At 64.3% G+C, this 13,027-nt stretch carries 11 protein-coding genes; 10 read left to right on the top strand and 1 reads right to left on the bottom strand.

Annotated elements, in window-relative coordinates; genetic code table 11:
• Positions 1-221 precede the first annotated feature (221 nt).
• The 9 genes from V3572_RS14235 to V3572_RS14275 all read left to right on the top strand — a co-directional run bounded on the left by V3572_RS14235 (position 222) and on the right by V3572_RS14275 (position 11,147).
• On the top strand, positions 222-716 hold the full coding sequence (locus V3572_RS14235) for a hypothetical protein (protein ID WP_332111680.1): 495 nt from the start codon (positions 222-224) through the stop codon (positions 714-716).
• Between the two features lie 135 nt (positions 717-851).
• On the top strand, positions 852-2,672 hold the full coding sequence (gene pabB, locus V3572_RS14240) for an aminodeoxychorismate synthase component I (protein WP_332111681.1): 1,821 nt from the start codon (positions 852-854) through the stop codon (positions 2,670-2,672).
• An 8-nt stretch (positions 2,673-2,680) separates the two neighbouring features.
• Positions 2,681-3,274, top strand: a complete 594-nt coding sequence (locus V3572_RS14245) for a hypothetical protein (RefSeq protein WP_332111682.1) — start codon at positions 2,681-2,683, stop codon at positions 3,272-3,274.
• 456 nt (positions 3,275-3,730) lie between these two features.
• On the top strand, positions 3,731-5,044 hold the full coding sequence (gene dsrA, locus V3572_RS14250) for a dissimilatory-type sulfite reductase subunit alpha (RefSeq protein ID WP_332111683.1): 1,314 nt from the start codon (positions 3,731-3,733) through the stop codon (positions 5,042-5,044).
• Between the two features lie 15 nt (positions 5,045-5,059).
• Positions 5,060-6,220: a dissimilatory-type sulfite reductase subunit beta gene (gene dsrB, locus V3572_RS14255; protein WP_332111684.1), complete on the top strand. Its 1,161-nt coding sequence runs from the start codon at positions 5,060-5,062 to the stop codon at positions 6,218-6,220.
• A 62-nt stretch (positions 6,221-6,282) separates the two neighbouring features.
• Positions 6,283-6,510 (top strand): dissimilatory sulfite reductase D family protein, encoded by a 228-nt coding sequence (locus tag V3572_RS14260; protein WP_163302399.1) that lies wholly within the window; start codon positions 6,283-6,285, stop codon positions 6,508-6,510.
• Positions 6,511-6,578: 68 nt separating this feature from the next.
• A complete protein-coding gene (locus tag V3572_RS14265; protein WP_332111685.1) occupies positions 6,579-8,021 on the top strand; it encodes a cobyrinate a,c-diamide synthase in 1,443 nt (480 codons plus the stop codon).
• Positions 8,018-9,082, top strand: coding sequence for a hypothetical protein (locus V3572_RS14270; RefSeq protein ID WP_332111686.1), 1,065 nt, complete (start codon positions 8,018-8,020; stop codon positions 9,080-9,082). Before V3572_RS14265 ends, V3572_RS14270 begins: the two co-directional genes overlap by 4 nt.
• A gap of 211 nt (positions 9,083-9,293) precedes the next feature.
• Positions 9,294-11,147 carry a sensor domain-containing diguanylate cyclase gene (locus V3572_RS14275; RefSeq protein WP_332111687.1) on the top strand — a complete coding sequence of 618 codons (1,854 nt, stop codon included), beginning with the start codon at positions 9,294-9,296 and terminating at the stop codon, positions 11,145-11,147.
• A 35-nt stretch (positions 11,148-11,182) separates the two neighbouring features.
• On the opposite strand, the gene V3572_RS14280 is transcribed toward V3572_RS14275, so the two are convergent.
• A complete protein-coding gene (locus tag V3572_RS14280; protein ID WP_332111688.1) occupies positions 11,183-11,953 on the bottom strand; it encodes a hypothetical protein in 771 nt (256 codons plus the stop codon).
• Positions 11,954-12,088: 135 nt separating this feature from the next.
• Between V3572_RS14280 and V3572_RS14285 the strand changes: the two genes are divergently transcribed.
• A partial coding sequence (locus V3572_RS14285) for an OmpA family protein (protein WP_332111689.1) occupies positions 12,089-13,027 on the top strand: 939 nt, incomplete at its 3' end.

Below are 13,027 nucleotides of genomic sequence, written 5' to 3' on the forward strand. Positions count from 1 at the left end.
AGCCGGGCTTTTGGCGTTTGGAGGGCGAGGGGGGCGTGCGCGGCGGTTGCGGGGTTGACTGCCGGGTAACGACACCTTCCACAGTGAAATCGCGGGCATTCTGCATCCCCTTCCGGGGCTGACCGCCATGCCGAGATTCCCGCATCCGGCGATTGGGTTCCCTTTTCGGGGTTGGCGGGCTATGGGTTCGAGCAGAGTTCGTGGAAAAGGGGTGAACCCGGATGCAAGCCAACATGCAAAACGCCCGGACGTGTCTGCGATATTTCAAAAGGGCCTTCTCCGGCGTCATGGCGCGTCTTTCAAAGGCCGCGCTTCTGACCCTGCCGGTGATTCTTCTGGCCGTCCCCTCCCCGGCCCAGTCCGGGGCCATCGTTTCCGCCTCCTGCCCCTGCGGCTACCATCGTGAGCGTATGAACCTGTTCGGCGGCCTGACAAACTTCCGCACCGTCTGCCGCTTTCCGGCCTTGTGCCGGAAAGCCCGGGCCATCGCCCTGGGCAATCTTCTGGACCCGGCCGCCGGGGCCGGGGACTGCCCGGCCTCGGACATGGTGTTCTACAACGACCCCGCCCTGGCCCCGGAGCATCCCGGCCCGGCCCTGGTCACCTGGAATCTTCCGGACGGCCGGGGCGTGGCGGCGCTGTTCGAGGGCGGCTACCTCTGCCCGGCCTGCGGCCGACGCACCCTGACCTTCCGGCACGACGGATTCTGGGATTGATGCCGCCTGCGCCTGGCCCGGAGGGGAGACGTGGCTGCCGTAGTCTGAAACACGGACGGTTCCGTGCCTTGCATGTCTTTTGCCAGGCAATGCACCATACTGGGACTTCATTTGAAATCCGCAGGACATGACGATATGGCCCGGTTGCCCGGGGGCGGTCCGGGAACCGGTCAAGGGACGGCGGTGTTTCAGTCCCTGGCCGGGGACGGCCCGGGCTGGAACATGGCCTTTGAAAATCCCTTGGCGGTCTGTTGCGCCCTGACTCCGTCCGACGTGCCGGAGATGTTTTCCCGGGTCCGGCAGGCCACCCAGGCCGGCCGATGGGCGGTACTGGCCGTGGCCTACGAGGCCGCCTCCGCCCTTGATCCCTCCCTGGCCGTGCATCCCCCCCGGGATTTCCCCCTGGCCTATGCCGCCATCTACGCCGCACCGTACACGCTCGCCCCGGAGCAGGCCTTCGCTCCATCCCCGGGCCGGGAAACGGGGAGCTATGCCCTCTCCCCCTGGCGGGCCCTGGTGTCCAAAGACCGATACCTGGCCGACCTGAGGCATATCCGGACGTATATACGGGCCGGGGAGTCCTACCAGGTCAATTATACCATGCCGTTTCAGGCGGCGTTTTCCGAGGATTCCCGCCGGTTGTTTTCCGACCTGCTGCCCGGACAGGCGGCGGGCTATGCGGCCTTTGTGGATATGGGCGCGCACCATGTGCTGTGCTTTTCGCCGGAGTTGTTTTTTCAGCGCCGTGGCCGGGACGTGCTCGTGCGGCCCATGAAGGGAACCATGCCGCGCGGATCGGGGCCGGACGAGGACGCGGCTTTGGCCGCTAAGTTGGCCGCCTGCCCCAAAAACCGGGCGGAAAACGTCATGATCGTGGATCTTCTGCGCAGCGATCTGGGCCGGGTGGCCGAAACCGGCTCGGTCAGGCTCGAAAAATTGTTCACCGTGGAGGCCTATCCCACCCTGTGGCAGATGACCTCGGAGATCGCCGCCCGCCTGCGGCCCGGCATCGGACTTCTGGAGATCTTCCAGGCCCTTTTCCCCTGCGGTTCGGTCACGGGCGCCCCCAAGGTGCGCACCATGCAGATCATCCGCGCCCTGGAGGGGCGGCCTCGGGGCATGTATTGCGGCGCGCTGGGGTTCGTGCGCCCGGGCGGGGACTGCGAATTCTGCGTGCCCATCCGGACCATCCGCCTGGACGCCGCCAGCGGCCGGGCGGAGTATTGGACGGGCGGCGGGGTGACCATCGACTCCGACCCGGAGGGGGAATACGCGGAATGCCAGGTGAAGATGCGATTCCTTGGTGGGGCGCGCGGGGCGTTCCGGCTCCTGGAAACCCTTTTGCTGGACGCAGGCGGATATGTCCTGTTGCCGGAACATCTGGCCCGCATGAGGGCCTCGGCCCGGACCCTGGGATTCGTCTTCGGCCCCGATGCGGCCCGCCGGGCGCTGGAAGCCGCGCTGGATGGGCGTGCGAGGGGCCGGTTCCGGGTCCGGCTGCTCTTGGAGGCAGGCGGCCGTTTCGAGGTCCAGGCCGCGCCGCTTGGGGAGCTTCCCCGGATTGTGCGCCTGGGCCTGGCCCGCAGGCCGGTGTCGTCCGGGCAGATTCTTTTGCGCCACAAGACCGACTGGCGCGTTCCTTACGAACAGGCCCGCCGGGATCGGCCGGACTGCGACGACGTGCTGCTTTTTAATGAAAGGGGGCGGATCACCGAGACGACCATCGCCAATGTGGCCGTGCAGCGCGGGGGAAGGCTCGTGACCCCGCCCCTGGCCGACGGTCTTTTGCCTGGGGTGTTCCGGGAGGAGCTTTTGCGACAGGGGGAGATCGTTGAGGGAAGCATCGGCGTCGACGAGGTGCGGGCGGCGGGAACCGTGCGGCTTTTCAATTCGGTGCGCGGCTGGATGCAGGCCGAGTTGGTCGACATCACGGAGACCTCCGCCAGGGAATCATGAGATACGGTGTGTCCGTTTCCGAGGCAGAGCCTGAAACGGCTTGGTGGAGGCGACGCCAAGCAGGGAAGGGTCTTGCAGTCCTCTGCGGCGAAAGGTATGGCGCGTTTCCGCTCAAAGGGCTTGATGACCTCGGCCAGCGGCCGTCCGAAGTGAAACCTCAGTTCGTCCGGCGCGAGTGCCGCCTTCTCCACGCACAGTTCCCGGAAGGCGGCGTCGAAGCGCACCATCTCGGCCAGGGCGGCGGCAGCGGCCGGGTCGCCCCGGGCGGCCAGGCAGAGGCGGATGGCCTCGCCCGCCGGGCAGCGCTCGTCGTGAATCTGCACAAGCTCCCACCGGGGGCTCGCCTGGGGGATCAGGTCGCGCCGGGTCATCCGGTTTTTATCGTACATGGCCATGAGGGCGTGGGGTGCGGCGCAAAACAGCGCCCGGCACTCGGCGGGGCTTCGGTCATGGATCAAACAGTCCCCTGGTTCGCGAAAAAAAGGGCAAACCGGGCTGTCGCCGGAGGCCCCGATTCGGACCATTTCGAGGGGAAGCGTCACCAGCCGTCCGGTCACATTGTCGCGCACGGTCTCGTCCTGGCGCAGCGTCACCAGGGCTGATCGCGGCACGACCCCGGAAACGACCAGGGGAAGGTCTTCCAGGTGCAGACCCGGAGCGCCTTTGCGGCAGCAGACGCCGCAGCGGCGGCAGGTGGGGGGAGGTGAGAGACTTTTCAAAAAGAGTGTCTTCCCGGGAGGTTGGCGTTTCTTGTGACATTTAGCACGGAACGTGTCCGGGCGGAACCGAAATTTTCTTTGCAACGATCTCAATTGGATGTTAAGTAACTCCCTGTCTGACTAGGGTATGCAAGGGGTTTCCTGTTGACAGATTGTCCAAGCATTCCTTACAGGTAAAACTCTTGTGCGGATTTTCACGTTTTCCCGTGTCGAGTACGAACACCCCCCGTGCCTGGGCATGCGTCTGGCAGGGGGTTGCGCCACTGCGGGAGGTCGTTCCCTTGGGCGCACGCGGTTCTTGGTAAAGGCGTAACTCTTCAAAACCACTGGAGGAAACAAATGGCGAAACACAAAACTCCCATGTTGGACGAACTCGAAAGCGGGCCATGGCCCAGCTTTGTGTCCGACATCAAGCAGGAGGCCGACAAGCGGGCGAAGAATCCGGCTGGGCTGGATTTTCAGATCCCGCAGGATTGCCCCGACGATCTGCTGGGCGTCCTTGAACTTGCCTACAAGGACAAGGAGACCCACTGGAAGCACGGCGGCATCGTGGGCGTGTTCGGGTACGGCGGCGGCGTTATCGGCCGGTACTGCGACCAGCCCGAGAAGTTTCCGGGAGTGGCCCATTTCCACACCGTGCGCGTGAACCAGCCGGCCGGAAAGTACTACAACACCGAATACCTGCGCGGCGTCATGGACATCTGGGATCTGCGCGGATCGGGCCTGACCAACATGCACGGCTCCACGGGCGACATCGTGCTTTTGGGCACCACCACCCCGCAGTTGGAAGAAATCTTCCATGAGCTGACCCACACCCTCAACACCGATCTGGGCGGCTCGGGCAGCAACCTGCGCACCCCGGCCGACTGTCTGGGCAAATCGCGCTGCGAATTCGCCTGCTACGACACCCAGGCCATCTGCTACGCCCTGACCAACGACTATCAGGACGAGCTGCACCGTCCGGCCTTCCCGTACAAGTTCAAGTTTAAGTTCGACGGTTGCCCGAACTGCTGCGTGGCCTCCATCGCCCGCTCCGACTTCTCGGTCATCGGTACCTGGAAGGACGACATCCGCATCGACCAGGATCGCGTGAAAGCGTACGTGGCCGGTGAGTTCAAGCCCAATGGCGGCGCCCACGCCGGTCGCGACTGGGGCAAGTTCGACATCGTGGCCGAGGTCGTGGACCGCTGCCCGACCAAGTGCATGAGCTACGACGGTTCCAAGCTCAGCATCGACAACAGCAACTGCACCCGTTGCATGCACTGCTTGAACGTCATGCCTGCGGCCCTGAAGGTCGGGTTGGAGACCGGCGCCACGATCCTGTGCGGCGCCAAGGCCCCGATCCTGGACGGCGCCCAGATGGGCTCCATGCTCGTGCCGTTTATCCCGGTCGAAGAGCCCTACGACGAGATCAAGGAAGTCATCGAGAACATCTGGGATTGGTGGATGGAAGAAGGCAAGAACCGCGAGCGCCTGGGCGAGACCATGAAGCGCATGGGCTTCCAGAAGCTGCTTGAGGTCACCAATATCAAGGCCATACCCCAGCACGTCAAGGAGCCCCGGTCCAACCCGTACATCTTCTTCAAGGAAGATGAAGTCCCGGGCGGCTGGAAGCACGACGAGAAGGGTTACCGCGAACGTCACATGAGATAAAGGGGGAATACCAGCATGGCATTCATTTCTTCCGGATACAATCCCAGCAAGCCGATGGAAGATCGTATCACCGACATCGGCCCGCGGAATTTTGAGGATTTCTATCCTCCTGTCATCAAGAAAAACAAGGGCAAATGGGATTATCACGAGATCCTGAAACCCGGCATCCTGATGCATGTGTCCGAGACCGGCGACAAGGTCTTCACCGTGCGCTGCGGCACTGCCCGGCTCATGACCGTGTCGCTCATTCGTGAAGCCTGCGACATCGCCGACAAGTACTGCGGCGGCCACCTGCGCTTCACCACCCGCAACAACATCGAGTTCATGGTCGACAACGAGAAGACCCTGGACGAGATGGTGGCCGACCTGTCCGGCCGCAAGTTCGCCGCCGGAAGCTTCAAGTTCCCCATCGGCGGCACGGGCGCTGGCATCTCCAACATCATCCACACCCAGGGCTGGGTCCACTGCCACACCCCGGCCACCGACGCCTCCGGCCCGGTCAAGGCCGTCATGGACGAGATGTTCGATTACTTCCAGTCCATGAAGTTGCCGGCCCTGCTGCGCATCTCCCTGGCCTGCTGCCTGAACATGTGCGGCGCGGTGCACTGCTCCGACATCGGCATCGTCGGCATCCACCGCAAACCGCCCATCGTCGAGACCGAAATCCTGGACAACATCTGCGAAATCCCCTTGGCCGTGGCCGCCTGTCCCACCGGCGCCATCAAACCGTCCAAGATCGAAGTGGAAGGCAAAAAGGTCAACTCGGTGGTCGTCAATCCCGAGCGGTGCATGTACTGCGGCAACTGCTACACCATGTGCCCGGCCATGCCCCTGGCCTCCGGACAGGGCGACGGCATCGTGCTCATGGTCGGCGGCAAGGTGTCCAACCGGATCTCCATGCCGAAGTTCTCCAAGGTCGTTGTGGCCTACATCCCCAACGAGCCGCCCCGTTGGCCGACCCTGACCAAGACCATCAAGCACATCGTTGAGGTCTACGCCAAGAACGCCAACAAGTACGAGCGTCTGGGCGAGTGGGCCGAGCGTATCGGCTGGGAAAAGTTCTTCGAGGTCTGCGGCCTTGAGTTCTCCCACCACTGCATCGACGACTTCCGCGATCCGGCCTACTACACCTGGCGGCAGAGCTCTCAGTTCAAGTTCACCAGCCACGTGGCATAAAAGACGCAACACCTCCGGGCGCGGGATCTTCCCGTGCCCGGAAAAAAAAAAGAGGCGACGCGATGGAAGCGGAAAAGCAAAAAGTCATTGAGTTCCTCGAAGGCAAGACCGGCAAGTCGAAGTTCTATTTCACCGACTTGTGCAAGGTTTTCCCGGACATGAAACAGCGCGAGGTCAAAAAGATTCTCACCGCGCTGGTGCAGGACGGAAAGCTCATGTACTGGTCCAGCGGCTCGACCACCATGTATGGTCTGGCCGGCGTGGGCAAGCAGGCCGCCGAGGAAGACTAGCGGACGTTGCGATCCTTTCCCGGATCGTTCCGCAGGTCGGCATCCCCGGCTATAACGCGCACGCAATCGTGAGCAACCGGCCGCGTCTGGTTCTGGCGGGACTTTCCGGGGGAGCCGGCAAGACCATCGTCACCCTCGGAGTCTGTCGGGCCCTGGCCCGACAGGGACTCACGGTACGCCCTTTCAAAAAGGGTCCGGATTATATTGATGCGTCGTGGCTCGGCCTTGCGGCCGGCCGGGAGGCCTCGAATCTGGACCCTTTTCTTATGCCCCCGGGTCATGTCCGGGGTCTTTTTTACGAGAAATCAGACGGCTGCGACATCTCGGTCATCGAAGGCAACCGGGGCCTTTTCGACGGCAAGGACGTGCTCGGCTCCTGCTCCACGGCGGAGTTGGCCAGACGCCTGGACGCCCCGGTGGTCCTGGTCCTGGACGCCACCAAAATGACCCGCACCGCCGCCGCCATCGTGGCCGGATGCGCCGCCTTCGAGCCGGGCCTCGACCTGGCCGGGGTCATCTGCAACCGCACCGCCGGTGAGCGCCACCGCACCATCCTGCGCCAGACCATCGAACACTATACCGATGTGCCGGTTCTGGGCATGCTGCCCAAGATGCCGGAAAACCCCATCCCGGAACGGCACATGGGGCTTTTATCCAACCGGGAGCATGCGGGGCATGCGGCCATCCTGGACACGGTGGCCGATTTTGTGGCCGACGGCGTGGATCTGCCGCGGCTCACGGCCCTGGCCCAGGCCGCCCCGGATATGGCTCCGCCAGGGCCGGGGGACTTGCCGCTGTGGCCGGAACCGGTCCTTCGCGCCGGGGATGCCGGGACGCCGCGCATCGGCGTGGTGCGCGACGCGGCCCTGTGGTTTTATTATCCGGAAAATCTGGAGGCCCTGGAGCGGGCCGGGGCGGAACTGGTCTTCGTCAGCCTGCTCACCCCGGACCCCTGGCCCGAGATCGACGGTCTGTATCTGGGCGGCGGCTTCCCCGAGACCATGGCCCGGGCCCTGGCCGACAACCGGCAGGGGCGTGAGCGGGTGCTGTCCTTTTCCCTGGCGGGCATGCCCATCTATGCCGAATGCGGCGGATTCATGTATCTGTGCCGGGATCTGCGGGTGGCAGGCGAGTCCTTTCCCATGGCCGGGGTCTTTCCCCTGACCACCACCCTGTGCCCCAGGCCCCAGGGACTTGGCTATTCCAACGCCGCCGTGCGCCGGGAAAACCCCTTCCATCCCGTGGGATTTCCCCTCTGCGGCCACGAGTTCCACTATTCCCGCTGTCTGGCCTCCCTGGACGGCACGCCGCCCCCGGCCCCCGGACCCGAGTCCTTCTGCCTGGACATGCAACGCGGCACGGGCATGCTGCACGGCCTGGACGGCCTGCTCGAAAACGCCACGTTCGCCGCCTACACCCACATCCATGCCCTGGGAGCGCCCCACTGGGCCGGGAACTTCGTCGCCGCCGCCGCACGATTCCGTGACTCCCGGCGGCACGCTGCCCCATGACCTCCTCGGTTGCCGCCTGGCCCGTCACCTTCCTGGTGGCCTCGCCCCACGGCGACCTGCCCTATGCCCCGGAACTGGCGGACGTCCCCCTGGAGGGCTGCCCCCTGTCCACCACCTATGGGGAATATTTCGCAGGCCTGCGTGACTTTTGCCTGGGGGCGGGCCATGCGGCTTTGCTTGAGGCCGCCGGGCGGACGGTGACGACAGGTGATGTCACGGAGCTCGTCCTCAAGGCCCAGAAGCATGGCGCGCTCTACCACCCCGCCAGCATCGAGGTCCGGTTCCCCGGCGGACGGGCCCTCCTCGGGGCCAACGTGGCCACAAGCCCCCACGGCTGGGCGGCCCTGGCCCGGGAGCAGGTCGTCCTTTCCCGCCTGTCCCGGGAGGTTCCCGAGGCCGGACTGCCCCGCCCGCTGTGCTTCGATGAGGGCGACCGGCTGGATATTTTGCTTGTGGACTGGTTTTCGGGCTTCCACGAATTCCACGCCACATCCGGAGGAGGCGCAGTGGCCTGGGATTTCGACGGCGGCGGGCTGACGCCTCTTGGGCCGGACACGGCCGAGGAGATCTTTCGGCAGGCCGCGCGCATCCTGGCCCTGTGCCTGGATGTGGAGAGCGGGGCGCGCATCTGGCCCTGGCGGCATGCGGCTGGTGATTTCGTGGTCAGGAGCGACGGGGGCGGGGTGGAGACCCGGCTCATCACGGCCAGGGGATATGGGCCGTCGGCCCTGGGCGGAGGTGAGCGGGGGCTTTTGCATTTCTTTTTGACCACCACCCTTTTCATGCGCCTGGACCGGCTGGACGGGGTGGGGGAGCGGGTGTTTTTGCCCGGGTGGTGCCTGTCGACCGCCGCGGCGGGGCTGCTCTCCACGCTTATGCAGCGTCCGGATGTTCAAAAACACGTGCCTGATCTTGCAGCCGCCCTGCGCCGCGTTACGCCGGATGCCTGGCTTGACATCCTGATGGCGGATACTGAATTTTGCACCGATCCTGATGCAGCATTCCTCCTAGACTGTCTTCCAAAACATATTTCAGAACTTTCTGGGATTCTTTCTCGATGATTCCATGGCTAATCGGTATCTCTTCGACCCGCTTTGCTCATGTTATGCATCTGTCTCAATTTTCTTGACATACAAATCTCTTGAGATCACTTAGTATTTTTGTCGATATGCAGGGTAAGGAGGGGCCGTGCCGACGGAGTCACGCCGTATTCTTAGACATTTCATGGTGCTATATGCCTCGTTGCTGGTATTCGTGATTATCGGCGGGGGTATGTACCTTGCCATGTCCAACGCCTCGCAACGGGAGGCCATCAAGGCCAGGGAAGCGGCCCGCGTCAACCGGGAGGCCCAGATCATGTCGGCGATTCTGGCGGCCAGATCGGCGGACGCCGCCTTCCTTGCCGCGCGCATCACGGATGAACTCGATTCGAAACATGCGTCAAACCATGAACGCATTGTCGATCTGCTGTGGTCGTTTGCCGAAATCAAGAGCGGATATGTGCAGGTCCGCTTTCTGGACTCCCGGGGCCGGGAGTCCGTCAGGGTGGACAATACGCCCGAAGGCGCGCGACTCGCCCCGGACGGCCAGTTTCAGGACAAGTCGCAAACCGCCTATTTCCAGAAAGGGACGCTTCTGCCTTTCGGCTCGGTTTCCGTGTCGCGCTTTGACCTCAATGTGGAGCGCGGCGAGATTGAGATCCCCCTGCTCCCCGTTCTTCGTTTTTCCAGCCCGGTTCTTGGAGCGGACGGAAGTTTTGCCGGGATCGTGGTGCTCAACCTCAACGGCGAGGTGATCCGCGAACGGTTGCGGCAGGCGGCCTCCGCTGCCCTTGGGCGTCCACTCCTGGTCAATGCGGATGGGTATTGGCTGGTGGGTCCGACACCGGAGGAGGAATGGGGATTTCAGCTTAGGGAACGTAGTGAACTGACAGTCCAGTCAGCTTGGCCCGGAACCTGGGAACGTATTCGCAGCCAGGAGCGGGGGCAGTTTCTTTTGGATGGCGCCTTATATACGTTTGATGTCGTGCAAGCCGATTCCACCATCGGCATCACGTCGTCGTCGGTGATGATTCCCGAAGAGGGCTGGAAGATCGTGGCCCGGGTTCCGAAGGAACGTCTCGCCCCGCCGCTGAACACGGTCTTTATCGTCATGACCGTCGGCCTGGCGGTCTTCCTTGGGGGGCTGTCCTGGCTGTGGGCTTCGGGTCGGGCAAAGCGGGACATGATCCAGGCCGAACTGGCGGACAGCGAGTCGCAGTTCCGGGCCATGAGCGAGGCCTCTCAGGACGCCCTGGTGATGACCGACGATCAGGGCCGGGTGGCCTTTTGGAACCGCGCGGCCGAGCGCATGTTCGGCGTCTCCCGACAGGACATGGAAGGCAGGCCCCTGCACGATGTGGTGGCCCCGGCCGACGAACTGGACAAGGCCCGGGTCGGATTGAGGGATTTCAAGCAGACGGGGGACGGGGCGGTGATCAACGAGATCGGCGAATATGTGGCCCGGCGGGGTGATGGTTCCCCTTTTCCGGTGGAGTTGTCCGTTGCCGCGTTTCGCCGGGACGACCGCTGGTGGGCCGTGGGTTCGGCTCGGGACATCAGCGAACGCAAACGCGCCGAGGAGGCGTTGCGCGAACTGGCCACCACCGACGGTCTGACGGGCCTTTTGAACCGTCGCCGATTCGTGGAGATGGGCGAGGCCGAGATCGAGCGGACCAAAAGGACCGGCAGGCCCCTAAGCCTGATCATGTTCGACGTGGATCACTTCAAAAAGGTCAACGACACCTTCGGCCACGGCGTGGGGGACATGGTGCTTGTCGCCCTGGCCCGCACGGCGACGGACGCCCTGCGTGCCGTGGACATCCTGGGGCGGCTGGGCGGGGAGGAGTTCGCCGCCATCCTGCCGGAAACCGGCCTGGGGGAGGCTGCGGACGTGGCTGAACGCCTGCGCCGAGCCGTGGCCGACATGGGACTGGCCCCGAACGCTGAGCCCCTGCCCGTGCGCATAAGCCTCGGCGTGGTTCAGGGCCAGGGGGCGGGCGAGACCCTGGACGATCTGCTTAGGCGCGCGGATACGGCCCTGTACAAAGCCAAGTCCGCCGGACGCGACCGGGTGGAGCAGGGATAAGCGCCCAGCTCTCCACAACGTTCATCCAATCTTCCTCAATCCGCCATGAACGACCGGGCGATGCGGAACACATCCTCATAGCTATGCTTGTTGCGGATGCCTAAGGCCATTTCCGTGGCCATGCGCATCTTGCAGCGGGTGGCCGCCAGGAGTTGGGCGCGCTGGGAGGCCAGACGCCGTTCCAGAAAGGGCGGATCGAATCCGTCGGCCAGAAGCGTCCAGTTTTCCGTGAAATAGAGGGATCGGGCGTGCTTGAGCAGCGGCACGGCGGCGGCCTTGCCGTCGCGGCGGGCCGTGAGCGCGTAGTGCAGAAGGCGCAGGATCAGGTGCTCGGCCCGGGCGGCATGGTCCACGTCGGCGATGATGGCCGGGTCCAGTTCGCCGCGCTTGATGCGTTCGGGAAACTGGTTGGCCGTGTCCATGGCCTCGGCCTCGCGCACCGGAGGGAAGGGGAACAGGGACAGCATGGCCACCAGGGTCTTGCGCGGATTCTCGTTTCTGGCCACGGACAAAAGGGTCACGGCGATGATCGTCAGTTTGCGGCTGATGTCCCGCAAAAGGGCCTGTTCCTTGGCCAGGGCCATACGGCGCACGGTCTCCTCCGGCAACGCGGAAAACACGATGTCCAAGAGATGGCGGATGAAGGGCTCGTTGGTGGCAGCCTGCTCCTCCTGAATGATCTTGACCCCTTTCTTGGCGTCCTGGAGCTTTTTCAGCGACAGCCAGTAGGCCGCCAGGCCTGAGGCGGGCATCTCCAGCAGGTCCATCTCGCGCGGCGCGGGGGGCGGAACCGTTTTTTTTGTCATAGGCGTCCCGGGTGGTCTTTTTGCGCTGAAGCGGCTATGGTCCGCGCGTGGCGTGAACCGGCAGGCGGACTATGCTCCGGAAACGATCCGGCATCAAGACCGGGCGACGGCCGTCCGGGAGAGGGAGTATACGGTATGAGCAAAAAGAATCTCAAGGTGCTTATGGTCGCCATCGTGCTCATTCCCATCGCCCTGACCGCCTACCTGGCCAAGACGCTCTACGAGCGCCAGGGCGTGCCCCAGGCCGTGGAATCCCTGGCCAAGCAGCTGTTCAAGTCCAAGGAGGAGGAACGCCAGGCCACTGAGCAGGTGCGGGAGCTTGAGAAAAAAGCCGAGGAACTCAAGACCGCCTACGATTCGCTTTTGGCCGAGCTCCAGGGCGAGGTGGACTCCAAGGACGTGCGCATCCGCCGTTTCCGGGAGAAAATCGAGATCAATTTCGTGGACAAGGTGTTGTTCGTGTCCGGCAGCGCCGAGATCACCCCCCGGGGGCAGTCCATCCTGGGCAAGGTCGGGCAGGTGCTGAAAAAGGTCAAGGACCGCCGGTTTTTCGTGGTCGGCCATACCGACGACGTGCCCATCCGTTCGTTTGTCTATCCGTCCAACTGGGAGCTGTCCACGGCCCGGGCCTCCTCGGTCATCCGCTATGTGAGCGAGCGCCACGGGGTGGACCCGGCCCAGTTCACGGCCATGGGCCGGGCTTTCTACCAGCCCGTGGCCTCCAATGAGACCCCCGAGGGTCGCCAGGAAAACCGCCGGGTGGAGATCATCATCGCCGATCTGCCGCTTTTTGAGGTCGAGGGCGGCGAGATGCGCTCCCCGGCCTCGTCCCCGGACGGGAAGTCGTCGTCGGGCCCGCTCGAATCCACGGCCCCAGGGGAGCGTGATCTGACCCTGCCCGAGGCCGACCTGCCCAAGGGACAGGCCACGGCCAGCCCTGCTGAGGCGTCGTCCCCGGTGATCCCGGCCGTGCCGCCCGCAGGTCCGGCGTCTGACGTTGCGCCAAGTCCGGGGTCTTCCGCCACGCCCGCCGTGCCGGATGCCCCGGCCGCCCCGGAATCGCCCGCCGCGCCC

It is taken from the genome of Desulfolutivibrio sp., assembly GCF_036584575.1.
Taxonomy (GTDB): domain Bacteria; phylum Desulfobacterota; class Desulfovibrionia; order Desulfovibrionales; family Desulfovibrionaceae; genus Desulfolutivibrio.

Coding starts and splice junctions, on each gene's coding strand:
- V3572_RS14235 (WP_332111680.1), top strand. CDS start 222: ATGCAAGCCAACATGCAAAACGCCCGGACGTGTCTGCGATATTTCAAA.
- pabB (WP_332111681.1), top strand. CDS start 852: ATGGCCCGGTTGCCCGGGGGCGGTCCGGGAACCGGTCAAGGGACGGCG.
- dsrA (WP_332111683.1), top strand. CDS start 3,731: ATGGCGAAACACAAAACTCCCATGTTGGACGAACTCGAAAGCGGGCCA.
- dsrB (WP_332111684.1), top strand. CDS start 5,060: ATGGCATTCATTTCTTCCGGATACAATCCCAGCAAGCCGATGGAAGAT.
- V3572_RS14260 (WP_163302399.1), top strand. CDS start 6,283: ATGGAAGCGGAAAAGCAAAAAGTCATTGAGTTCCTCGAAGGCAAGACC.
- V3572_RS14270 (WP_332111686.1), top strand. CDS start 8,018: ATGACCTCCTCGGTTGCCGCCTGGCCCGTCACCTTCCTGGTGGCCTCG.
- V3572_RS14275 (WP_332111687.1), top strand. CDS start 9,294: ATGTACCTTGCCATGTCCAACGCCTCGCAACGGGAGGCCATCAAGGCC.
- V3572_RS14280 (WP_332111688.1), bottom strand. CDS start 11,953: ATGACAAAAAAAACGGTTCCGCCCCCCGCGCCGCGCGAGATGGACCTG.